General features: G+C 60.1%; 23 protein-coding genes. 14 read left to right on the top strand and 9 right to left on the bottom strand.

The window, feature by feature from the left end:
- Positions 1–2: 2 nt before the first annotated feature.
- From RYC18_RS18825 to RYC18_RS18805, 5 genes are read right to left on the bottom strand one after another with little or no spacing between them, the layout of a single operon-like run.
- Positions 3–548: a membrane protein gene (locus RYC18_RS18825; protein ID WP_004654313.1), complete on the bottom strand. Its 546-nt coding sequence runs from the start codon at positions 546–548 to the stop codon at positions 3–5.
- On the bottom strand, positions 545–799 hold the full coding sequence (locus RYC18_RS18820; protein ID WP_005752598.1) for an acyl carrier protein: 255 nt from the start codon (positions 797–799) through the stop codon (positions 545–547). Before RYC18_RS18820 ends, RYC18_RS18825 begins: the two co-directional genes overlap by 4 nt.
- A gap of 9 nt (positions 800–808) precedes the next feature.
- Positions 809–1,069, bottom strand: coding sequence for a phosphopantetheine-binding protein (locus RYC18_RS18815; RefSeq protein WP_002551687.1), 261 nt, complete (start codon positions 1,067–1,069; stop codon positions 809–811).
- Complete coding sequence (locus RYC18_RS18810; protein ID WP_054994611.1) at positions 1,044–1,856, bottom strand: lysophospholipid acyltransferase family protein; 813 nt, start codon at positions 1,854–1,856, stop codon at positions 1,044–1,046. Before RYC18_RS18810 ends, RYC18_RS18815 begins: the two co-directional genes overlap by 26 nt.
- On the bottom strand, positions 1,832–2,551 hold the full coding sequence (locus RYC18_RS18805) for a beta-ketoacyl synthase chain length factor (protein WP_002551689.1): 720 nt from the start codon (positions 2,549–2,551) through the stop codon (positions 1,832–1,834). Before RYC18_RS18805 ends, RYC18_RS18810 begins: the two co-directional genes overlap by 25 nt.
- Before the next feature lie 308 nt (positions 2,552–2,859).
- Between RYC18_RS18805 and RYC18_RS18800 the strand changes: the two genes are divergently transcribed.
- Positions 2,860–3,639: a ParA family protein gene (locus RYC18_RS18800; RefSeq protein ID WP_004654324.1), complete on the top strand. Its 780-nt coding sequence runs from the start codon at positions 2,860–2,862 to the stop codon at positions 3,637–3,639.
- Between the two features lie 221 nt (positions 3,640–3,860).
- On the opposite strand, the gene RYC18_RS18795 is transcribed toward RYC18_RS18800, so the two are convergent.
- A complete protein-coding gene (locus tag RYC18_RS18795) occupies positions 3,861–4,253 on the bottom strand; it encodes a PAAR domain-containing protein (protein ID WP_005743086.1) in 393 nt (130 codons plus the stop codon).
- 262 nt (positions 4,254–4,515) lie between these two features.
- On the opposite strand from RYC18_RS18795, the gene mdcA reads away from it, so the two are divergent.
- The 9 genes from mdcA to madM all read left to right on the top strand — a co-directional run bounded on the left by mdcA (position 4,516) and on the right by madM (position 11,837).
- The gene (gene mdcA / locus RYC18_RS18790) at positions 4,516–6,192 is read left to right on the top strand and encodes a malonate decarboxylase subunit alpha (protein ID WP_316886591.1); all 1,677 of its coding nucleotides are present in this window, start codon (positions 4,516–4,518) and stop codon (positions 6,190–6,192) included.
- Complete coding sequence (locus RYC18_RS18785; protein WP_005743083.1) at positions 6,192–7,067, top strand: triphosphoribosyl-dephospho-CoA synthase; 876 nt, start codon at positions 6,192–6,194, stop codon at positions 7,065–7,067. Before mdcA ends, RYC18_RS18785 begins: the two co-directional genes overlap by 1 nt.
- Position 7,068: 1 nt before the next feature.
- Positions 7,069–7,368: a malonate decarboxylase subunit delta gene (locus tag RYC18_RS18780; RefSeq protein WP_004654333.1), complete on the top strand. Its 300-nt coding sequence runs from the start codon at positions 7,069–7,071 to the stop codon at positions 7,366–7,368.
- On the top strand, positions 7,361–8,212 hold the full coding sequence (locus tag RYC18_RS18775) for a biotin-independent malonate decarboxylase subunit beta (RefSeq protein ID WP_005743081.1): 852 nt from the start codon (positions 7,361–7,363) through the stop codon (positions 8,210–8,212). Before RYC18_RS18780 ends, RYC18_RS18775 begins: the two co-directional genes overlap by 8 nt.
- Positions 8,209–9,009 carry a biotin-independent malonate decarboxylase subunit gamma gene (mdcE, locus tag RYC18_RS18770; protein ID WP_117140333.1) on the top strand — a complete coding sequence of 267 codons (801 nt, stop codon included), beginning with the start codon at positions 8,209–8,211 and terminating at the stop codon, positions 9,007–9,009. The genes RYC18_RS18775 and mdcE overlap by 4 nt, the downstream gene beginning before the upstream one ends.
- A complete protein-coding gene (locus RYC18_RS18765; RefSeq protein WP_005743079.1) occupies positions 9,003–9,641 on the top strand; it encodes a malonate decarboxylase holo-ACP synthase in 639 nt (212 codons plus the stop codon). The genes mdcE and RYC18_RS18765 overlap by 7 nt, the downstream gene beginning before the upstream one ends.
- Entirely contained in the window at positions 9,638–10,573 is a 936-nt protein-coding gene (mdcH, locus tag RYC18_RS18760; RefSeq protein ID WP_005778739.1) for a malonate decarboxylase subunit epsilon, read from the top strand. The genes RYC18_RS18765 and mdcH overlap by 4 nt, the downstream gene beginning before the upstream one ends.
- A gap of 69 nt (positions 10,574–10,642) precedes the next feature.
- Complete coding sequence (gene madL, locus RYC18_RS18755) at positions 10,643–11,071, top strand: malonate transporter subunit MadL (protein ID WP_002551699.1); 429 nt, start codon at positions 10,643–10,645, stop codon at positions 11,069–11,071.
- Between the two features lies 1 nt (position 11,072).
- Positions 11,073–11,837 carry a malonate transporter subunit MadM gene (gene madM, locus RYC18_RS18750; protein ID WP_004666470.1) on the top strand — a complete coding sequence of 255 codons (765 nt, stop codon included), beginning with the start codon at positions 11,073–11,075 and terminating at the stop codon, positions 11,835–11,837.
- A 10-nt stretch (positions 11,838–11,847) separates the two neighbouring features.
- Here the strand turns inward: madM and RYC18_RS18745 are convergent, their stop codons facing one another.
- Positions 11,848–12,774: a LysR substrate-binding domain-containing protein gene (locus RYC18_RS18745; protein WP_005778741.1), complete on the bottom strand. Its 927-nt coding sequence runs from the start codon at positions 12,772–12,774 to the stop codon at positions 11,848–11,850.
- A gap of 154 nt (positions 12,775–12,928) precedes the next feature.
- Between RYC18_RS18745 and trhA the strand changes: the two genes are divergently transcribed.
- Positions 12,929–13,543: a PAQR family membrane homeostasis protein TrhA gene (trhA, locus tag RYC18_RS18740; protein WP_002551702.1), complete on the top strand. Its 615-nt coding sequence runs from the start codon at positions 12,929–12,931 to the stop codon at positions 13,541–13,543.
- Between the two features lie 21 nt (positions 13,544–13,564).
- Here the strand turns inward: trhA and RYC18_RS18735 are convergent, their stop codons facing one another.
- Together RYC18_RS18735 and RYC18_RS18730 are read right to left on the bottom strand one after the other, a co-directional pair.
- Complete coding sequence (locus tag RYC18_RS18735) at positions 13,565–14,284, bottom strand: 16S rRNA (uracil(1498)-N(3))-methyltransferase (protein ID WP_005743076.1); 720 nt, start codon at positions 14,282–14,284, stop codon at positions 13,565–13,567.
- Between the two features lie 142 nt (positions 14,285–14,426).
- Positions 14,427–15,833, bottom strand: coding sequence for an adenosylmethionine--8-amino-7-oxononanoate transaminase (locus RYC18_RS18730; RefSeq protein ID WP_316886590.1), 1,407 nt, complete (start codon positions 15,831–15,833; stop codon positions 14,427–14,429).
- Positions 15,834–16,042: 209 nt separating this feature from the next.
- Between RYC18_RS18730 and RYC18_RS18725 the strand changes: the two genes are divergently transcribed.
- The 3 genes from RYC18_RS18725 to RYC18_RS18715 all read left to right on the top strand — a co-directional run bounded on the left by RYC18_RS18725 (position 16,043) and on the right by RYC18_RS18715 (position 19,413).
- On the top strand, positions 16,043–17,902 hold the full coding sequence (locus RYC18_RS18725; protein WP_316886589.1) for a flavin monoamine oxidase family protein: 1,860 nt from the start codon (positions 16,043–16,045) through the stop codon (positions 17,900–17,902).
- A gap of 356 nt (positions 17,903–18,258) precedes the next feature.
- Positions 18,259–18,807, top strand: coding sequence for a cytochrome b (locus tag RYC18_RS18720; RefSeq protein ID WP_002551706.1), 549 nt, complete (start codon positions 18,259–18,261; stop codon positions 18,805–18,807).
- A 27-nt stretch (positions 18,808–18,834) separates the two neighbouring features.
- A complete protein-coding gene (locus RYC18_RS18715; RefSeq protein ID WP_002551707.1) occupies positions 18,835–19,413 on the top strand; it encodes a YceI family protein in 579 nt (192 codons plus the stop codon).
- The last annotated feature ends 515 nt before the right edge of the window (positions 19,414–19,928 follow it).

Raw genomic sequence — 19,928 nt, 5'->3', positions numbered from 1 at the left:
TTTCATTTGCCGCCCGCAGAGGGTGGGCGGACGATCCATTCAACAGCGAACAACAGGCCCATCAATCCGTAGGAAACCAGGCCGGTGTACAGCGTCCACCAGGACAACGGTGCCCAGAGCGTCAGTATGGCTGCCGTGAGGCCATTGGCGAGGAAGAACAGGCACCAGATCTGTGTGACTTTACGGGTGTAGCGGATGCCGGACTCGGGCAGTTCAGGGCGGTTTATGCGCGCCATTCTTTCTACGATAGGCGGGCCGTAGATCAGGCTTGAACCGAACAGGCCGAGCATGAACGCGCTGACCAGTACCGGATACCAGCGCAGCATCAGGTGGCTGTCGATTACGCCCAGCGCCACGCAAAAAACCAGGGCGACGAGCGCCATCGCCAGGCTGCCGGGCTTGCGCTCGCCGGTCAGTGCGCGCGCCAGCCACAGGCTGCCCAGCAGCAGCGCGAACTGCCACGGGGCGAAGTGTTCGGTTCCCCAGTAGACGGCAAACGGATACAGCACACCGGCCAGCACCAGAATCAGGCCAATCAGCCGCTTCATTCGGCCGCGTTGACCAGTTTGTAGACGGCCTCTACCACGTCGCTCACGGTTCTGACTGACTTGAACTCTTCAGCGGCAATCTTCTTGCCGGTCTTGCGTTTGATGTGGTCTATCAGGTCCACGGCATCGATGCTGTCGATTTCCAGGTCCTGATACAGGTTGGCTTCAAGTGTGACCCTCTCAGGCTCCAGTTCGAACAGTTCCACCATTGCGGCGCGCAGGATTTCGAAGATGTCTTCACGGGTTTGCATGTTCAATTCTCAGGCCGGTTGTCTGGCGCTGACGAAGGCCGCAAGGCTGTCGACGCTGGCGAAATGGTTACGGGTGTCCTTTGCATCGGCATCGATCTTGATGCCATAGCGCTTCTGGATGGCCAGGCCCAGTTCGAGCGCATCCACCGAGTCCAGTCCCAGTCCTTCGCCGAACAGCGTCATATCGTTGCCGATATCTTCCGGGGTGATGTCTTCGAGGCCCAGGGCATCGATGATCAACAATTTAATGTCCTGGTGCAGATCGCTCATCTGAGGCGAGCTCCTTGGTGAAATAGTCATGCAGGTAATCGTTGAGCTTGCGGGACGCCACGGGCGGCGGACCCAGCGAACTGAAGGCGGTGGGGTCTATATCGGCACCGACGCGCAAACTGAAGTGCACGCGGCGTTGTGCGATGCGATACCAGGGCTCGGCCTTGGTCAGAGTGGTCGGCTGGACCTTGATGGTCACCGGAGTGATCATGCTCGCGCCACGCAGTGCAATGGCGGCCGCGCCCCGGTGAAAGACCGGCGGCTGACCCGGCTGGGTGCGGGTGCCTTCGGGGAAAATAATCAGTGTCTGGCCGCTTTGCAGGCGCTCCACGGCGGCATCGAGCATGTCCATGCTGCCGTCGTTGCTGATGTAACCTGTGGAGCGCACCGGGCCACGGGTGAACGGGTTTTCCCACAGGCTGCGCTTGACCACGCAATTGGCGTCACGCACCAGCCCGATCAGGAACACCACGTCGATCAATGACGGGTGGTTGGCAATGATCATCTGCCCGGGGCGGCCAAGCTTTTCGGCACCCTGTACCTCGTAGGTCAACACGCCCATGCGCGCCATGATGCGGATGAACAGCCAGAACAGGCGGCTGATGGTCCGCCTGGCGCGGCGCTGATGACTGGCTACACTGCCGGGCAGGCAACTCAGTACCGGAAAAACGAACAAGCGCAGGCACAGGCCGCTGAGCCCGAAGAGGGCAAAGCTGAAGGCGGTTGCCAGCAAACGCCAGTAATAAGCATCCTGACGTTTTTTCAGTTCTTGCGTTGCCAGTTCCATAACCGGTTATTCCAGGGGTGCAGGCAGACGGATTGATCAGTGTGCAAGGCTTGCAGCAGATTCAATGCGTGGGGCCATCGAGTCTGCGGGTTCCCTTGTGTGTCGCTGTGCAAAGACAATTCCCACTCGTTGCCGGGCGTCAGCAGCAAGCCGACCGCGTAGGGAAAGGGCACGTCATCAATCCATTGTGCATAAGCGTGTGGTGGCTGCTCTTCAGTCACCACAAGCAATACTGCTTCTGCACCCTCGGCCAGCAACGCTGCGGCCTCGAACGCTCCATACTCCAGCCCGTCGCCTGCGGCGGCCAGGGCTGTCATCTCACTTGTTTCACCGCGCATGATCGACCACAGGCCAATCACTGCGTTATGCACTGAAAGGCTGAACTGGGTCGGTGAAACCGGCTCGTTCGCAGCCAGATCGCGCAGAATTTCAAACGTTCTCGGGGTTTCTCCGTGGCGCGAGACAAACACCAGCGGTACGCGCCCCAAACCTTCAGTCAATGGCCAGCCGACGGCAAATGCCATTCTGGCCATGCGGCCCAGGCGGCGACGTTGCATGGCAGGCAGGAAAGACACGTCTGGCGCGGCATCACTGGTTTCCAGTAGCGTCGGATTGCGGCTCCATTGCAGCCAGTCGTCCGCGCTCGCCAGGCCCGGAGCCCAGGCGTGCCATCGTGCAATGTTGAAGGTGATCAAGACTTCTCTTCCCGCCCCTGCGGGCTTGTTTCTCGCTACATCGATATCAGGTAGATATCAGCCTGGGTGCGGTAATTTGACCGAGTGCGCGCATTATCCCGATGGGGGTCATTACTAGCAAATTTGTTACATAAAAATCGTTTACAGACGTGTATTTTAAAGTTCAAGTCTGGCTTTAGGATGACAGGCAGGTACGTGCCGTTTTGCGATAAGCTCGCTGTTGTCATATGTACTGCCTAGACTCTACACCTCTTAAGGTCGTTATCGGCCACACCTGCTGTTTCTTCATCTTTCAAGGAACCCAAAGCATGCGTCGCGTGGTATTCAATCAGAAGGGCGGTGTAGGCAAATCGAGCATCGCCTGCAATCTGGCTGCAGTCAGCGCTCACGAAGGCTATCGGACGTTGTTGATCGATCTCGATGCCCAGGCCAACTCGACTCAGTACCTCACCGGCCTTACCGGTCAGGATATTCCGATGGGTATTGCCGAGTTCTTCAAGAACACATTGTCAGCAGCACCGTTCGCCAAGAAAAACCACGTTGATATCTATGAAACACCTTTCGATAACCTGCATGTGGTCACGGCCACTGCCGAGCTTGCCGACTTGCAGCCCAAACTTGAGGCAAAGCACAAGATCAACAAGCTGCGCAAACTGCTCGACGAACTGAGTGAGGATTACGAGCGGATTTATCTGGATACGCCGCCAGCACTGAACTTTTATGCGGTTTCGGCGCTTATTGCGTCTGATCGTGTATTGATTCCGTTCGACTGCGACAGCTTTTCCCGACAGGCGCTGTACGGACTGATGCGCGAGATCGAGGAGCTGAAAGAGGATCACAACGAAGATCTTCAGGTTGAAGGCATCATCGTTAACCAGTTCCAGCCCCGAGCCAGCCTGCCGCAGCAGATGCTCGACGAGCTGATAGCCGAGGGGCTGCCGGTGTTGCCGGTCTACCTGGGCGCATCGGTGAAAATGCGCGAGTCGCATCAGGCCAGCCTGCCGCTGATCCACCTGGACCCCCGCCACAAGCTGACGCAGCAGTTCGTGGACCTGCATCACTTGCTGGAGACCAATGCCCATCCGTGATGGGTATGCACCGCGCGTAGCACTCAGCTTCGCACACAAGTCCGCTTTTGATTCTGGCCGAAGGCCGTGGGAGTGAACTTGTTCACGAAAGGGCCGGTATAGTCACAGAAAATGTATCGTCTGAACTACCGTATTCGCAAACAAGTTCGCTCCCACGCCCTGCGGGCAGAAGCCAATCTGTGAGCATCTCAAGACTTATGCATAACGCTGGGGCGCAGGAATCATCGTGGCCTGAGCACCTCGGGCGTATAGCTGCCGTCTCTCAGTGAGCGCGCAAGCTGTTCGGCATGCAGCCTCGCTGTAGATGCCAGTTCTGTGGATATGGTGACAGCTGCGTCCATATCGGCCTGGATTTCTTGCTGTGATGCGGTCAGGCGGTTGCTGCCGGGGGCGCAGCCACACCGCACCTCATGACCTTGAGTGGCGACCGCAACAAGTTCGTCTACATATGTCGGGTTGCCCTGGGCAATGAAACCAATTTCCCCGCATGCCGGACACCACACCGGGTCGCCCATGCGGGCCACGCGACGCAGGTCAATGACCTCGCTTGCCGATGCGGCCAGCACAAAGCCGCCCGTGGTGGTGAGATCGCCTTCCCTGACTATGAACGACATGGCAGTGCTTCCTTTGAGTTCTGGAAGCCTGAAGGCTAGGCGTAAAACCGCTACTCAGGTGCGCAGAAGCCCTGTTAAAGACCGGTCCTACGCAAAGATCAGCAGAGCGTTTCGCGGATGTTACGGGTATCAATAAAGGTGATCAAAAAATGATCACTTCTACTATCGTTACTCTAGCCGTAACGATTCACCTCGCTGCTTGATTGATGCTTGCCCCTATCGCTCCTAAGGTGGCCCACGACAGCAAAATCGTGGAGCGATCATGACAACAACAACTTCCCCCGACGCACGCTGGACACGTCGTCGCACCGAGAAGCAGCGGCGTCTGGAGCAGGTGCGGGCGTTGGCCGATGGCGTAGTGCTGCCGACCGACAAGATTGTCGCGGCGCTGGAGGCCTTGCTGGTTTCCGGTGATCGGGTGGTGCTTGAGGGTAATAACCAGAAACAGGCGGACTTCCTGTCCCGCGCGCTGGCCAAAGTCGATCCGGGCAAGGTCCATGACCTGCACATGATCATGCCAAGCGTTGGCCGCGCAGAGCACCTCGACCTTTTCGAGCAAGGCATCGCACGCAAACTGGACTTCTCGTTTGCTGGCACGCAGAGCCTGCGCATCAGCCAGTTGCTGGAAGACGGCCTGCTGGAAATCGGTGCGATCCACACCTACATCGAACTGTATTCGCGGCTGGTGGTGGACCTGATCCCCAACGTGGTGCTGGCCGCAGGCTTCATGGCCGACCGGGCAGGCAACATCTACACCGGCCCGAGCACCGAAGACACCCCCGCGCTGATCGAGCCGGCTGCGTTCAGCGATGGCATCGTCATCGTTCAGGTCAATCAATTGGTGGATGACGTCAGCGAACTGCCTCGCGTGGACATTCCGGCCTCGTGGGTCGATTTTGTGGTGGTAGCCGACAAGCCGTTCTACATCGAGCCGCTGTTCACCCGCGACCCACGCCACATCAAGCCGGTGCACGTATTGATGGCGATGATGGCGATTCGCGGCATCTACGAAAAACACAACGTTCAGTCGCTGAACCACGGCATTGGCTTCAATACCGCAGCCATTGAACTGATTCTGCCGACTTACGGCGAGTCGCTGGGCCTCAAGGGCAAGATCTGCCGTAACTGGACACTTAACCCGCATCCGACGCTGATCCCGGCCATCGAAAGCGGCTGGGTCGAGAGCGTGCATTGCTTCGGCACCGAACTGGGCATGGAAAACTACATTGCTGCGCGCCCGGATGTGTTCTTCACCGGGCGCGATGGCTCGCTGCGTTCCAATCGCCAACTCTGTCAGCTGGCTGGCCAATATGCCGTTGACCTGTTTATCGGCGCGACCCTGCAGGTGGATGGAGACGGGCATTCCTCGACCGTCACCCGTGGCAGGCTGGCAGGTTTTGGCGGCGCACCGAACATGGGCCATGATCCGCGCGGCAGACGTCATGCCACCCCGGCATGGCTGGACATGCGCCAACAGAACGAGAGCGGCCCGGATGCCTATCTGGAGCGCGGCAAAAAGCTCGTGGTGCAGATGGTCGAGACGTTTCAGGAGGGCGGCAAGCCGACCTTCGTTGAAACGCTGGACGCTGTAGAAGTGGCGAAGAAAAGCGGCATGCCGCTGGCACCGATCATGATCTACGGTGACGACGTCACCCATTTGTTGACCGAAGAAGGCATCGCCTACCTCTACAAGGCGCGCAGCCTGGAAGAGCGTCAGGCGATGATTGCCGCCGTGGCGGGCGTGACCGTGATTGGCTTGCGCCATAACCCGAAAGACACCGCACGTATGCGTCGTGAAGGGCTGATCGCGCTGCCGGAAGACCTCGGCATCCGGCGCACCGATGCCAGCCGTGAACTGCTTGCGGCCAAGAGCATTGCCGATCTGGTTCAGTGGTCCGGTGGTCTGTACACCCCGCCTGCCAAATTCAGGAGTTGGTGATGAGCGCACTTCAATTGACACCGCAAGCTGCTTCGCTTGCCGAGCGACTGGCCGATCTGGCCGTCGATGCCCTGATCGCCGAAGCCGACCTGTCGCCCAAACCTGCACTGGTGGACCGACGTGGCAGCGGCGCACACACCGACCTGCACCTGGGCCTGATGCATTCCTCGGCTCTTTCACTGTGGCCGACCTTCAAGTTAATGGCTGACGCCGCCGGGCAATTCAATACAGTGGGCCAGCCATTACGTGAGGCGCTCGGCCGTCTCGGTCGTGATGGCGAAGCAACGATGCTGCGCACCACCCAGGGTGTGAATACTCATCGAGGTGCGATCTGGGCGCTGGGCCTGCTGGTGACAGCTGCCGCGCTGGATGCCCGCAACTGCGCACCCGAAGCCGTCTTCGCGCGGGCTGCCAGCCTGGCGCAGATCAAGGACCGCCAGGTGCTCGTGCAAGGCAGTCACGGTAATGAAGTGGTTCGCCGTTACGGTGTAATGGGTGCCCGGGAACAGGCGCAGCAAGGCTTCCCGGCAGTCAGGGATTTCGCCTTGCCGCAACTGCAACGCAGTCGCGCGGCGGGCAGTGGCGAGCAGAACGCCCGGCTGGATGCGCTGCTGGCGATCATGACCACCCTGTCCGACACCTGCGTGCTGCATCGTGCCGGTATCGAAGGCTTGCACACCATGCAGCGCGGCGCTCAGCACGTGCTGGACGTTGGCGGCAGTGCCAGCCTTGCCGGGCGCCGCGCACTGAACCAACTGGATCAGCAACTGCTGGCGCTGAATGCTTCGCCTGGCGGCGCGGCTGATCTGCTGGCTGCCTGCCTGTTTATCGACGGCCTGGAGCCTGCGCTCGGCCGTGTTTCGAGGAGTGTCTGAAATGGAAACCCTGTCTTTTGAATTCCCTGCCGGACAGCCGCCCAAAGGCCGCGCGCTGGTAGGTGTGGTTGGCTCGGGCGATCTGGAAGTGCTGCTGGAGCCCGGTTCGCCAGGCAAGCTATCAATTCAGGTGGTGACCTCGGTCAACGGTGCTTCGCTGCGTTGGAAACATCTTTTCGAGCGCATGTTCGACGGCCAGACCCCGCCTGCGCTGAGCATCGACATCCACGACTTCGGGGCCACGCCCGGCGTGGTGCGCTTGCGTCTGGAGCAGGGCTTCGAGGAGATCGGTCATGACTGATAACGCACGTTTGCTGAGCCAGCACAGTTTCATCGAGCTCGGTGCACGGCAGCGCGCCCGCGCTCTGCTGGATGCCGACAGTTTCCGCGAATTGCTTGGCCCGTTTGATCGCGTCATGTCGCCCTGGCTTGCCAGACAAGGCGTTGTCCCTCAAGCCGACGATGGCGTGGTGGTTGCCAAGGGCACTGTTGATGGGCGGCCGGTAGTCATTGCGGCCATTGAAGGCTCGTTTCAGGGCGGCAGCATGGGCGAAGTCGGCGGCGCAAAAATGGCAGGCGCGCTGGAGCTGGCTGCCGAAGACAACCGCAACGGTATTCCCACCGCTGCCATCGTGCTGTTGGAAACCGGCGGTGTGCGTTTGCAGGAAGCCAATCTGGGCCTGGCGGCGATTGCCGAGATTCATGCCGCGATGGTCGACTTGCGTCAGTACCAGCCAGTGATCGGCGTGGTTGCAGGCAGCGTCGGCTGTTTTGGCGGGATGTCCATCGCTGCGGGCTTGTGCAGTTATCTACTGGTGACCCAGGAAGCCCGCTTGGGCCTGAACGGCCCGCAGGTGATCGAGCAGGAAGCCGGCATCGAAGAATACGACTCCCGTGACCGCCCGTTTATCTGGAGCCTGACCGGTGGCGAACAGCGGTTTGCCAGTGATCTGGTGGACGGTTTTGCCGCAGACGATGTGGCCGATGTCCGGCAGCAGGTCAGCGGCTGGCTCAAGCAGGGCGTACCGGCAGCGCATCGCAGCAGCCAGTACGAACTGTTTTTGCAGCGCCTCGCCAGCCTCGACACCGGAGCGCAAATCGATCCGCAGAGTGTACGTACCCTTTATCAAGGAGCCCGGTCATGAGCTATTCACAACGGGGTTTGCACTGGTTCAACGCATTGAGCGCAGGTGCTACGCAAGTTGACGGTCTGCCTGCCTCGCTCAAGGTCGCCGATGGCTTGCTGGGCGAGCAGCCGGTGCGCTTTGTGGCGGTGGTTGCCGATACCGGCAATCGTTTCCCTCGGGCGCGTCAGGGCGAGGTCGGTCTGCTGGAAGGCTGGGGCCTGGCCAAAGCTGTGGATGATGCCATCGAGCAGGACCGCGACCGCGCCGAAAAGCGTGCATTGATTGCGATTGTCGATGTGCCGAGCCAGGCCTATGGCCGCCGCGAAGAAGCGCTGGGCATTCATCAGGCGCTGGCTGGGGCGGTGGACAGCTATGCACGGGCGCGTCTTGCCGGGCATGCGGTGATTGGTCTGCTGGTTGGCAAGGCTATGTCCGGCGCGTTTCTGGCCCATGGGTATCAGGCCAATCGGCTGATTGCACTGCGTGATCCCGGCGTGATGGTGCATGCGATGGGCAAGGCTTCCGCCGCTCGGGTAACACTGCGCAGTGTCGAAGACCTGGAAAAGCTCGCCGCCAGCATTCCGCCAATGGCCTACGACATTGACAGCTATGCCAGCCTTGGTCTGCTGTGGGAAACCCTCTCGGTCAGCCAGATCGAGCAGCCCACTGCGGACGACCTGACTCAGGTCCGCAATGTTCTGAGCAGTGCGATCAACGACGTGCAGGCCAGCGGGGTCGACCTGAGCAGCCGTCTGGGCGCGAGCAATCGTGCGGCATCGGCTACCGTGCGCCAGTTGCTGCGGGCGCAATGGTGATCGACAGCGCTTGCGCAGTACTGCCCCATGATTTGCTGTGGGGCATGCCACTGTCTGCCTTGTCGGACGATGCGCCCAAATGGGCGGTTGAAACGGTGCTGGCCGGGCAGCCGGTCGTGGTGCGTCGGCAGGCCATGCCAGCCGGTCAGGTGGCCGTAGGGTTGCGCGGCTACGGTCGTGAGCAGCGCTATGCCGCGAGCATGCTGTTGGCGGATGTCTATCGGCGGGTAACCCCCGAACAACTGGTCTTGTGCCCGGTCGAGAATATTCAGGACTGGCCCGCATTGCGTGCCTTGCGTCAGGTCCGCCCGGTGATGGATGCGCTGGAACTGGTCTGGGGCGTTGGCGGCAGCGCCGGGTTCGAATTGGCCAGTGGTATTGCGGCGTTGAATCAGGACAGCGATCTGGACCTGATTTTGCGCACGCCTGAGCCGTTAAGTCGCAGTTGCGCAGCCGAATTGGTCGAGGCGCTGGAAACATCGGTCTGCCGGGTCGATGTGCAGCTGCAACTCGATCATGGCGCTGTGGCGTTGCGTGAATGGGCGCGCCCAGCGGGGCGGGTGTTGCTCAAGACCGCAGCAGGGGCGCGGCTGGTTGCAGATCCGTGGCATCTGATCGGGGCGTGCGCATGAGCAGCCTGTGGGTGTTTCCCGGTCAGGGCGCGCAGCAGGCCGGCATGCTGCATCAATTACCCGACGACCCTGTCGTCCACGATTGCCTGCAGGAAGCTGCCGATGCTCTGGGCGAAGACGTACTGGCGCTGGACAGCACTCAGGCGCTGCAAGCGACCCGCGCCGTCCAGCTTTGCCTGTTGATCGCCGGTGTCGCCTGCGCCCGCCTGTTGCAGGCGCGCGACTGTGTGCCGGACTACGTTGCAGGGTTGTCCATCGGCGCTTATCCGGCAGCGGTGATTTCCGGGGCGCTGGCCTTCGCCGATGCCGTGCGTCTGGTGGCGTTGCGCGGCGAGTTGATGCAGAGCGCCTGGCCCGAAGGTTATGGCATGACTGCGGTGATCGGTCTGGACCAGACACAGGTCGAGGCGTTGATCAGGCAAGTACACAGCCCGCAAATGCCGGTGTTTCTCGCCAATATCAACGCCGACAACCAGATGGTGATCTCGGGCAGCGTCGAGGCGATGCAGCAGGTCAGTCATTTGGCCAAGGCGTCGGGGGCCGCGGCGGTCAAGCGTCTTGCGGTCAGCGTGCCGTCGCATTGCGCCTTGCTGGAAGCTCCCGCGCAGCAACTGGCAGAAGCCTTTTCAAGGATTGCGTTGCAGGCACCGAAGATACGTTACCTCAGCGGCAGTACGGCGCGTCCGCTGCTGAATGCCGAAAAACTGCGTGACGACCTGGCCTTCAACATGTGCCGGGTCATCGATTGGCGCAGCACCGTGGAAACTGCCTGGGAGCGAGGCGTGCGCCTGCACATCGAATTGCCGCCCGGTGCCGTGCTGACCGGGCTGGCGCGCAAAGTCTTTCAGCAAGGAACAGCGCTGGCCTTTCAGGCTGCGCGTCTGGACAGCCTGATCGCGCTGTCGCACGAGGAGGGTCGCCGCACTCCATAGAGCCGCCGTGCAGCTGCTACGAAGGACAAAAACAACAACTTCAGCAATGCAAACAGAGGAATAACAACAATGATTATCTATGGTGTTGCACTACTGGCTATCTGCACGCTCGCGGGCGTGATTCTCGGTGACATGCTCGGCGTTCTGCTGGGCGTGAAATCCAATGTGGGCGGGGTCGGGATCGCCATGATCCTGTTGATCTGCGCACGCCTGTGGATGCAGAAACACGGCGGCATGACCAAGGACTGCGAAATGGGCGTGGGTTTCTGGGGCGCGCTGTACATACCGGTCGTGGTGGCGATGGCCGCGCAACAAAACGTTGTGACCGCACTCAAGGGCGGGCCGGTGGCGGTATTGGCCGCTGTCGGTTCAGTGGTGCTCTGCGCCTGCACCATCGCAGTGATCAGCCGCACCAATCGCGGCGAGCCTTTACCCAAGGAAGAGCCGCTGCTGACGCCTGTGATCAAGCCTGAAATAGCCCCGGCTGGAGGTCGCTGATATGTGGGACCTCATCGAGAAAGGACTTGAACACAACGGCCTGATCACCGCATTTGCCTTCGTCGGTATCATCATGTGGGTCTCGGTGGTGCTTTCAAAGCGCCTGACCTTCGGCCGGGTGCATGGCTCGGCCATCGCGATTGTCATCGGGCTGATTCTGGCCTGGGTCGGCGGCACGTTGACCGGCGGCCAGAAGGGGCTTGCCGATATGGCGCTGTTCTCAGGCATCGGCCTGATGGGCGGGGCGATGCTGCGTGACTTCGCCATCGTGGCGACTGCCTTTGAAGTGCAGGCCACCGAAGCACGCAAGGCCGGGCTGATCGGAGCAATTGCCTTGCTGTTGGGCACGATTCTGCCGTTTATCGTGGGCGCGAGCATTGCCTGGGTGTTTGGCTACCGCGATGCAATCAGCATGACCACCATTGGCGCGGGTGCTGTGACCTACATCGTCGGCCCGGTGACCGGTGCTGCGTTGGGTGCGACCTCCGACGTGATGGCCCTGTCGATTGCCACCGGCCTGATCAAGGCGATTCTGGTGATGGTCGGTACGCCCATGGCGGCGCGCTGGATGGGGCTGGACAACCCGCGTTCGGCGATGGTTTTCGGTGGTCTGGCGGGTACTGTCAGCGGCGTTACCGCAGGGCTGGCGGCAACGGATCGGCGTCTGGTGCCTTATGGTGCGCTGACCGCCACTTTTCATACCGGACTGGGCTGTCTGCTGGGGCCGTCGGTGCTGTATTTCATCGTGCGCGCAATCGTCGGTTAGATCCCTTCGATCAGGTCGCCTGCTCCAGCAGGCGATTCGCATACATCCGACACTCGGCCAGCAGCGCCAGCAGGTTAGGGTCTCGCTCTTTGGACTTGAGAAAGACCATGCCGATGTGTTGCTGCATCCGGTAGCGGCTCTGCAATGGAATCAGCCGCACGCGGTTTTCATACACTGCGGCTATGCGCCCCGGCAGCAGCGCATAGCCGACGCCGGAACTGACCATGCTCAGCAGGGTGAAGATGTCATTGACCTGCATCGCCACTTTGGGCTCGAACCCGGCCTGCTGAAACACCCGTATGCCATCGCGATGAGTGGCAAAGCCTTGGGTGAGGGTGATAAATGTCGCTTCACGCAGGTCGCTGAGATCCACCTCGCTGTGCTCGGCAAACGGCGAGTCGGTGGGCACAGCCAGGAAGATATCGTCGGAAAACAACGCCAACTGCTCGCAGTCCGGGTCATGGGTGCTTTCATCCAGCGACACCAGCATGGCGTCGACTTCCATGTTCTTGAGCTTGTACAGCAGGTCCATGTTCGAACCCAGAATCAGATCGATATTCAGCTCGCTGCGGCGGATTTTCAGGCCCATGATCAGCTGCGGCACCGTCTTGACGGTCAGTGAATACAAAGCCCCAAGGCGGAAGCGTGCCGCCGAAAAGCCTGCCGCCTGACGGGTCAGCTCTACGGTGGCGAGCACATCCTGCACCAGCTTCTGCGCACGCTCTTCCAGCACATACGCGCTTTCCAGCGGCGTAAGGTTGCGGCCTTCGTGTTTGAACAGCGGGCAACGCAGGGCGCTTTCCAACGAGTGAATGGCGCGGTGCACGCTGACGTTGCTGGTCTGCAACTCCTCCGCCGCCCGCGCCAGATTGCCGGTGCGCATGAAGGCCAGGAATATTTCCAGTTTCTTGAGCGTCAGTTCGTCATCGATCTGCATGTCGTGGCGCTGGTTATTGATGTGCGCTGATTGTGCACAAGTCGTGCGCCGATAGCTGCTTAAAATATCCGTCACTGAAACAGGGTGTTGCGATTTGTTTCAATAACCGCGAGCCTCTGCTCCCAGTGTTTTGCCACAAGAGGGTATTGAGCGGATGTATTACGGAGAAAAATTCAACGCCTGGTCCCACCTGGTGGGTGCAGTACTGGCAGGTGTCGGCGCAATCTGGCTATTGGTGATGGCGAGTCTGCACGGCGATGTCTGGAAGGTGGTCAGCATTGCGATCTATGGCGCCTGTCTGGTCACGCTGTACAGCGTTTCGACGATCTACCACAGCGTCAAGGGCCGTTCGAAATCGATCATGCAGAAGGTCGATCACTTTTCGATCTACCTGATGATTGCGGGCAGCTACACGCCGTTCTGTCTTGTGACATTGCGCGGCGCGTGGGGCTGGACCCTGTTCGGTATCGTCTGGGGGCTGGCGCTGATCGGCATTGTGCAGGAGATAAAACCCCGCTCTGAAGCGCGAATCATGTCCATCGTGATCTACGCCGTGATGGGCTGGATCGTCCTCGTGGCGGTCAAACCACTGATTGCTGCGCTCGGCCTGGCGGGCTTCATCTGGCTGGCCGGCGGCGGCGTGCTTTACACCGTCGGCATTCTGTTCTTCGCCTACGACCAGATCCGCCACTTTCACGGCATCTGGCACCTGTTCGTCATCGGCGGCAGTTTGATGCACTTCGTGGCGATTTGTTTTTATGTGCTGTGAGGAGGGGACGAGCATCAGTAGTCAGAAATCGCCCCACAGCTGTTGCGCCACGCTGAGCGCGACCACCGGGGCGGTTTCAGTGCGCAGAACGCGCGGGCCGAGGCGCGCGGCGTGGAATCCAGCGGCTTGCGCCTGATCGACTTCTGCGTCGTTCAAGCCGCCTTCCGGACCAATCAGGAAGGCCAGGCTGGCTGGCTTGTCATGGCTGGTCAGCGGCTCGGCCACCGGGTGCAGGACCAGTTTCAGGTCGGCCTCGGTATGCTTGATCCACTCGGCCAGCGGCATCGGCGCATGAATCACCGGCACCACCGAGCGACCGCACTGCTCGCAGGCGCTGATAGCGATCTGTTGCCAATGCGCCTGGCGCTTCTCGGCGCGCTCGTCCTTGAGACGCACCTCACAGCGCTCGCTGACAATCGGGGTAATTTCGCTGACGCCCAGCTCGGTAGCCTTCTGAATAGCCCAGTCCATGCGTTCACCACGCGACAGGCCCTGGCCCAGATGAATACGCAGCCCTGACTCGACTTGCCCGGCAAAGCTTTCGGTCAGTTGCACATGCACGCGCTTCTTGCCGACTTCCAGCAAGGTGCCGCGAAACTCCTGGCCCGATCCGTCGAACAGTTGCAGCGCGTCACCTTCGGTCATGCGCAGCACGCGGCTGATGTAATGCGCCTGGGCCTCGGGCAGTTCGTGCTCGCCCAGGCTAAGCGGCGCTTCAGTAAAAAAGCGGGAGAGTCTCATGGTGTGTCTCGGTTCCGGTGTTGTTTTGTGATGGCCCTTTCGCGGACAAGTCCGCTCCCACATTAATGCGGTGTTGCCCGGTCCGCTCGTGGGAGCGGACTTGTCCGCGAAGGCGTCAGTCGCGGCGCCGCAAATTCCAGCCCTAGCCCGGATCCCTGAAATCCGGATGAAAGTTCTCGCGCACGGCAACACTGACACTGCTGCGCGTAGCGATATCAATGCCCTCGGTGGCCACCTCGGCCAGAAAGTCGATCTGCTCCGGGGTAATCACGTACGGCGGCAGAAAATACACCACACTGCCCAGTGGTCGCAGCAATGCACCGCGCTCCAGCGCATGCTGAAAGACCTTCATGCCACGCCGTTCCTGCCACGGGTAGGCGGTCTTGTTGGCTTTGTCCTGAACCATTTCGATAGCGATGGCCATGCCGGTCTGACGCACTTCCGCCACATGTGGATGGTCCACCAGATGCGCCGTGGCTGTCGCCATACGCTGCGCCAGTGCCTTGTTGTTTTCGATGACGTTGTCCTGCTCGAAGATATCCAGTGTCGCCAGCGCCGCCGCACAGGCCAGCGGGTTGCCGGTGTAACTGTGTGAGTGCATAAACGCGCGCAGCGTTGGGTAGTCGTCGTAGAACGCGTCGTACACATCATCGGTGGTCAGGCAGGCCGCCAGCGGCAGGTAGCCACCGGTCAGTGCCTTGGACAGGCAGAGGAAATCCGGACGGATACCCGCTTGTTCACAGGCGAACATGGTTCCGGTGCGGCCGAAACCTACGGCGATTTCATCGTGGATCAGGTGCACGCCATAGCGGTCGCAGGCGTCGCGCAGCAGCTTGAGGTAGACCGGGTGATACATGCGCATGCCGCCTGCGCCCTGAATCAGCGGTTCGACGATCACTGCCGCAACGCTGGCGTGGTGTTCGGCGAGGGTCTGCTCCATGGCGGCGAACATGTTGCGCGAATGCTCTTCCCAGCTCATGCCTTCCGGGCGGTGATAGCAGTCGGGGCTCGGCACCTTGATGGTGTCGAGCAGCAGCGCCTTGTAGGTTTCGGTGAACAGCGGTACGTCACCGACCGACATCGCCGCCATGGTCTCGCCGTGGTAGCTGTTGGTCAGGGTGACGAAGCGTTTCTTGTCCGGCTGGCCGCGATTGAGCCAGTAGTGAAAGCTCATCTTCAGCGCGACTTCAATGCACGATGAGCCATTGTCGGCGTAGAAGCAGCGGTTGAGGCCTTCAGGGGTCAGTTTGACCAGCCGTTCGGACAGCTCGATGACCGGCTGATGACTGAAACCGGCAAGAATCACGTGCTCCAGTTGGTCGACCTGATCCTTGATGCGCTGGTTGATGCGCGGGTTGGCGTGTCCGAAAACGTTGACCCACCAGGAGCTGACAGCGTCCAGATAACGCTTGCCTTCGAAGTCTTCAAGCCATACGCCTTCACCGCGCTTGATCGGTATCAACGGCAGATTTTCGTGGTCTTTCATCTGGGTGCAGGGGTGCCACAGGACCTTCAGGTCACGTTGCATCCACTGGTCATTGAGGCCCATTTTCAATCTCCGGGTAGCGACTCGCCTGATGCGAGGACGAACAATCGCGCAAGCCTATGCAATGCCCGGCTGCGGAACAACCTTTGATGCAGTTTTAACAGCTGATGGACATTGCTGGCGGCTATTTGATGGCTCGCGTATCCTGCGCAGCAAGTCGATATGCCGGGCTGACTTGCCCAATCTTCCCTATGTTTTCTGGAGTTCGCCGAATGCTTTCTGGGTGGCTGCGCGCCTGTGCGCTGATAGTGGCAGGTTTGGTCAGCGTTTCTACGCTCGCCGATGAAAAACAACGAACCGCCATTGTCGTCGGTGGTGGTCTGGCAGGCTTGACCGCTGCCTATGAACTGCAGGCCAAAGGCTGGCAGGTGACGCTACTGGAAGCCAAGCCCAGCCTGGGCGGACGTTCCGGTCTGGCGACCAGCGAGTGGATCGGCAACACCAAGGCTCAGCCTGTGCTGAACCGCTACCTGGACAGCTTCAAGCTGACTACCGTGCCCGCGCCTGAATTTGTTCGCACGCCCAGCTACCTGATCGACGGAGTGTACTTCACTCAGGCTGACCTGGCCGTCAAACAGCCTGCGACCGCCGAAGCCATCAAGCGCTACAACGACACGCTGGACAACCTTGCGCGCTCGGTTGACGACCCGGAAAACCCGGCGTCCAACAGCACCTTGTTCGCGCTGGACCAGATCAACGTCGCCAACTGGCTGGACCGTCTGAACCTGCCTGCCACGGCGCGTCAGTTGATCAACCAGCAGATCCGCACCCGCTACGACGAGCCTTCGCGCCTGTCGCTGCTGTACCTTGCCCAGCAATCGCGGGTTTATCGCTCGGTCGACGAGCGTGACTTGCGTGCTGCGCGCCTGCCCGGTGGCAGTGCGGTGCTGACCCAGGCGTTCGTCAAGCAGCTCAAGACCGTCAAGACCAACTCGCCGGTGACGGCAGTCGTTCAGGAGAAGGACAAGGTCACCGTCAAGGCTGGCGCAACCAGCTACACCGCAGATTACGTGGTCATGGCCGTACCGCTGCGCTCGCTGGGCAAGATCCAGATGACGCCTGCGCTGGACGCTCAGCACATGGGCGCGATCAAGAGCACCAACTACGGCTGGCGCGACCAGATCATGCTCAAGTTCAAGACCCCGGTCTGGGACAGCAAGGCACGCATGTCCGGTGAAGTGTTCAGCAACACCGGTCTGGGCATGTTGTGGGTAGAGCCCGCGCTCAAGGGCGGCGCCAACGTGGTGATCAACCTGTCCGGCGACAACGCACGCATCATGCAGGCCTTCGGCGACAAGCAGATGGTTGATCAGGTATTGATCCGTCTGCATGCGTTCTACCCTGAAGCACGTGGCGCTTACACCGGCTATGAAATCCGCCGTTACAGCGTCGACCCGTCCACGGGTGGTTCCTACCTGGCGTTCGGCCCCGGTCAGATCAGTAAATACTGGCGTCTGTGGGAGCGGCCGATTCTGCGTGTAGCCTTCGCTGGCGAGCACACCGACACCTTGTACCCCGGCACTCTGGAAGGTGCCTTGCGCAGCGGTCAGCGTGCGGCCGGTCAAGTACAGGATCTGGCGGCTGGCAAGTCGTTCGAACCGGTCAAGGTTGCACCGCCGAAAGCACCGGCCCCGGCTTCGCAGAAGTCCGAAGGCAATTTCTTCAGCAACCTGTTCGGTGGTTCGTCCGACAAACCGGCTGAACCTGCCAAGCCGCAGGCCGACAAGCCAGGCTTCTTCTCGCGCATGTTTGGTGGTGGTGAAGAACCGGCCCCGGCACCTGCTCCGGTAGAGAAGGCCCCGGAACCGGCTGCAGCTCCAGCACCTGTTGCCGCGCCAGCACCCGTGGTTGCGCCGGTTGTCCAGCCTGCCAAGCCGCCGGTAAAAGCCGAGCCTGCGAAGAAACCGGCGACCAAGGCTGAGCCTGAGAAAAAGCCGCAGAGCAAGGAAGCCGCCAAAAAAGAAGCGGCGAAGAAAGAAGCAGCAAAAAAGGAAGCTGCGAAAAAGGCTCAGAGCAAACCGGCTCCTGCCAAAACCCCTGCTGAAACAGCGCCCGCAGACGTTAACAACTGACCGGGCAATAGCTGAGCGAAAGAGGACGCGGTGTATGCCGCGTCCTTTTTTTATGCGCGCTGAATTCGTTCTGTCTGTGTGGGCTGGGGATATCTGAGCGGATCATGCCGTTCATCGGTATCGAACGGCCGATGGTCATTGCAAAGTATTACTGACGACAAATTATCGAGATGCTGCCGCAGCGAGGACAGCCTGAGATGCTGTAAAGCCTATCAGGTGTTGGTGTAACCAGCAGAACCGGCTTACGAAAGGTCAAGCAGACCTATCGTATTGTTCGATACGTCCGAGCGAAATTTTGCGCTTTCATTCGATAGATAAAAAGCTAGTCTGGTAACACTTCTGACAAGGTACTGGTAATGCAGCTACGTAATTCATCCTCTCGCTACGGTCTGGTCAGCATGGTGCTGCACTGGGGTGTGGCTGCTGTCGTGTTTGGAATGTTTGCGCTGGGGCTGTGGATGGTCGGGCTGGATTACTACGATACGTGGCGCAAGGCGGGCCCTGATCTGCACAAGAGCATCGGCATCACGCTGTTTGCGATCATGCTGATCCGCGTGGTCTGGCGTCTGCTCAGTCCGCCACCGCCGCCGTTGACCAGCTACAGTAAGTTGACGCGCATCGGTGCTGCATTCGGCCATCTGTTTTTGTACGTCGCACTGTTTGCCGTGATGTTCGCCGGGTATCTCATTTCCACCGCCGACGGCGTGGGGATTCCGGTATTCGGCCTGTTCGATGTGCCCGCGCTGGTTTCGGGCCTTCCTGATCAGGCAGAAACGGCGGGCTGGATTCACCTGTATCTGGCCTGGGTCATCGTGATATTCGCGGGGCTCCATGGTCTTGCTGCATTGAAACACCACTTCATCGATCGCGATGTGACCCTCAAGCGCATGCTGGGTCGTAATTGATTGTTCAACCAAAACGGGAATAAAAGCATGTTGAAGAAGTCTCTCGCCGCTCTGGCTCTGGGTACCGCACTGTTGTCTGCTGGCCAGGCCATGGCCGCCGACTACGTTATCGACAAGGAAGGTCAACACGCATTCGTTGACTTCAAGATCAGCCACCTGGGCTACAGCTTCATTCACGGTACCTTCAAGGACTGGGACGGCACGTTCAGCTTCGACGCTGCCAAGCCTGAAGCCAGCAAAATCAATGTCGAGCTGAAAACCGCCAGCCTGTTCACCAACCACGCCGAGCGCGACAAACACATCTCCAGCAAGGATTTCCTGGACGTTGCCAAATACCCGGAAGCCAAATTCGTTTCCACCGCAGTCAAATCGACTGGCGAGAAAACGGCTGACGTCACTGGCGACCTGACCCTGCACGGCGTGACCAAGCCAATCGTCATCAAGGCAACCTTCAACGGCGAAGGCAAGGATCCGTGGGGCGGCTACCGTGCCGGCTTCAACGGTACTTCGACGCTGAACCTGAACGACTTCGGCATCAAGGGCCCAGGCCCGACGTCGCAGACGCTGGATCTGGACATCAGCTTCGAAGGCGTACAGAAGAAGTAATTGCACGCTTGATCGAAAAAACGCCGACCCTTGGGTCGGCGTTTTTGTTGGTGCGATGAAACTTCCTGAGATGTCTATCGTGCCAATGCTCTGCGTTGACATGCAGTTCGTGACGCACTGCGTCACAGATCGGCGCCGCGCTGCCGTCTCAAGATCGGACGCGGAGCGTCCAGGACTGCGCTACCACGCAGAGCGTGGAGATGGATAAAGCGCTTTTTTATCACAATGGCACTGACGACTCAGATTGCGACCTTAGTGACGGCTGAGTCCTGACGCTGATCCGGGGGATGCTCGGCAGGACGCCGAGCAAGCCGCACCGGGCCATGGATGGCCCGTTGCGGCGGGCCCCCGGATCAGTGACAGGGCGAAGGAACCCGACGAAGTCGGGCCGGAAACAGGAGCGAGGGGGTTTGCCTACTTTGGCCCCATCAAAGTAGGTCGCCGAGGGGCGAAAAGGGGGCTTGAGTCTGGAATATATTTAACTGACATCGCAGAGCCCTTGTGTGACGCGGAGC

It is taken from the genome of Pseudomonas syringae group sp. 247E2 (genome assembly GCF_032587795.1).
Taxonomy (GTDB): domain Bacteria; phylum Pseudomonadota; class Gammaproteobacteria; order Pseudomonadales; family Pseudomonadaceae; genus Aquipseudomonas; species Aquipseudomonas amygdali.
The sequence above is the reverse complement of the archived record's forward strand: the minus strand, read 5'-3'. Positions and strand labels throughout refer to the sequence as shown.

Coding starts and splice junctions, on each gene's coding strand:
- RYC18_RS18725 (WP_316886589.1), top strand. CDS start 16,043: ATGCTTTCTGGGTGGCTGCGCGCCTGTGCGCTGATAGTGGCAGGTTTG.
- madL (WP_002551699.1), top strand. CDS start 10,643: ATGATTATCTATGGTGTTGCACTACTGGCTATCTGCACGCTCGCGGGC.
- RYC18_RS18735 (WP_005743076.1), bottom strand. CDS start 14,284: ATGAGACTCTCCCGCTTTTTTACTGAAGCGCCGCTTAGCCTGGGCGAG.
- RYC18_RS18785 (WP_005743083.1), top strand. CDS start 6,192: ATGAGCGCACTTCAATTGACACCGCAAGCTGCTTCGCTTGCCGAGCGA.
- RYC18_RS18715 (WP_002551707.1), top strand. CDS start 18,835: ATGTTGAAGAAGTCTCTCGCCGCTCTGGCTCTGGGTACCGCACTGTTG.
- RYC18_RS18730 (WP_316886590.1), bottom strand. CDS start 15,833: ATGGGCCTCAATGACCAGTGGATGCAACGTGACCTGAAGGTCCTGTGG.
- RYC18_RS18795 (WP_005743086.1), bottom strand. CDS start 4,253: ATGTCGTTCATAGTCAGGGAAGGCGATCTCACCACCACGGGCGGCTTT.
- RYC18_RS18820 (WP_005752598.1), bottom strand. CDS start 799: ATGCAAACCCGTGAAGACATCTTCGAAATCCTGCGCGCCGCAATGGTG.
- RYC18_RS18815 (WP_002551687.1), bottom strand. CDS start 1,069: ATGAGCGATCTGCACCAGGACATTAAATTGTTGATCATCGATGCCCTG.
- RYC18_RS18720 (WP_002551706.1), top strand. CDS start 18,259: ATGCAGCTACGTAATTCATCCTCTCGCTACGGTCTGGTCAGCATGGTG.
- RYC18_RS18745 (WP_005778741.1), bottom strand. CDS start 12,774: ATGCAGATCGATGACGAACTGACGCTCAAGAAACTGGAAATATTCCTG.
- mdcH (WP_005778739.1), top strand. CDS start 9,638: ATGAGCAGCCTGTGGGTGTTTCCCGGTCAGGGCGCGCAGCAGGCCGGC.
- RYC18_RS18765 (WP_005743079.1), top strand. CDS start 9,003: ATGGTGATCGACAGCGCTTGCGCAGTACTGCCCCATGATTTGCTGTGG.
- mdcA (WP_316886591.1), top strand. CDS start 4,516: ATGACAACAACAACTTCCCCCGACGCACGCTGGACACGTCGTCGCACC.
- RYC18_RS18780 (WP_004654333.1), top strand. CDS start 7,069: ATGGAAACCCTGTCTTTTGAATTCCCTGCCGGACAGCCGCCCAAAGGC.
- RYC18_RS18825 (WP_004654313.1), bottom strand. CDS start 548: ATGAAGCGGCTGATTGGCCTGATTCTGGTGCTGGCCGGTGTGCTGTAT.
- RYC18_RS18775 (WP_005743081.1), top strand. CDS start 7,361: ATGACTGATAACGCACGTTTGCTGAGCCAGCACAGTTTCATCGAGCTC.
- mdcE (WP_117140333.1), top strand. CDS start 8,209: ATGAGCTATTCACAACGGGGTTTGCACTGGTTCAACGCATTGAGCGCA.
- RYC18_RS18800 (WP_004654324.1), top strand. CDS start 2,860: ATGCGTCGCGTGGTATTCAATCAGAAGGGCGGTGTAGGCAAATCGAGC.
- RYC18_RS18810 (WP_054994611.1), bottom strand. CDS start 1,856: ATGGAACTGGCAACGCAAGAACTGAAAAAACGTCAGGATGCTTATTAC.
- trhA (WP_002551702.1), top strand. CDS start 12,929: ATGTATTACGGAGAAAAATTCAACGCCTGGTCCCACCTGGTGGGTGCA.
- madM (WP_004666470.1), top strand. CDS start 11,073: ATGTGGGACCTCATCGAGAAAGGACTTGAACACAACGGCCTGATCACC.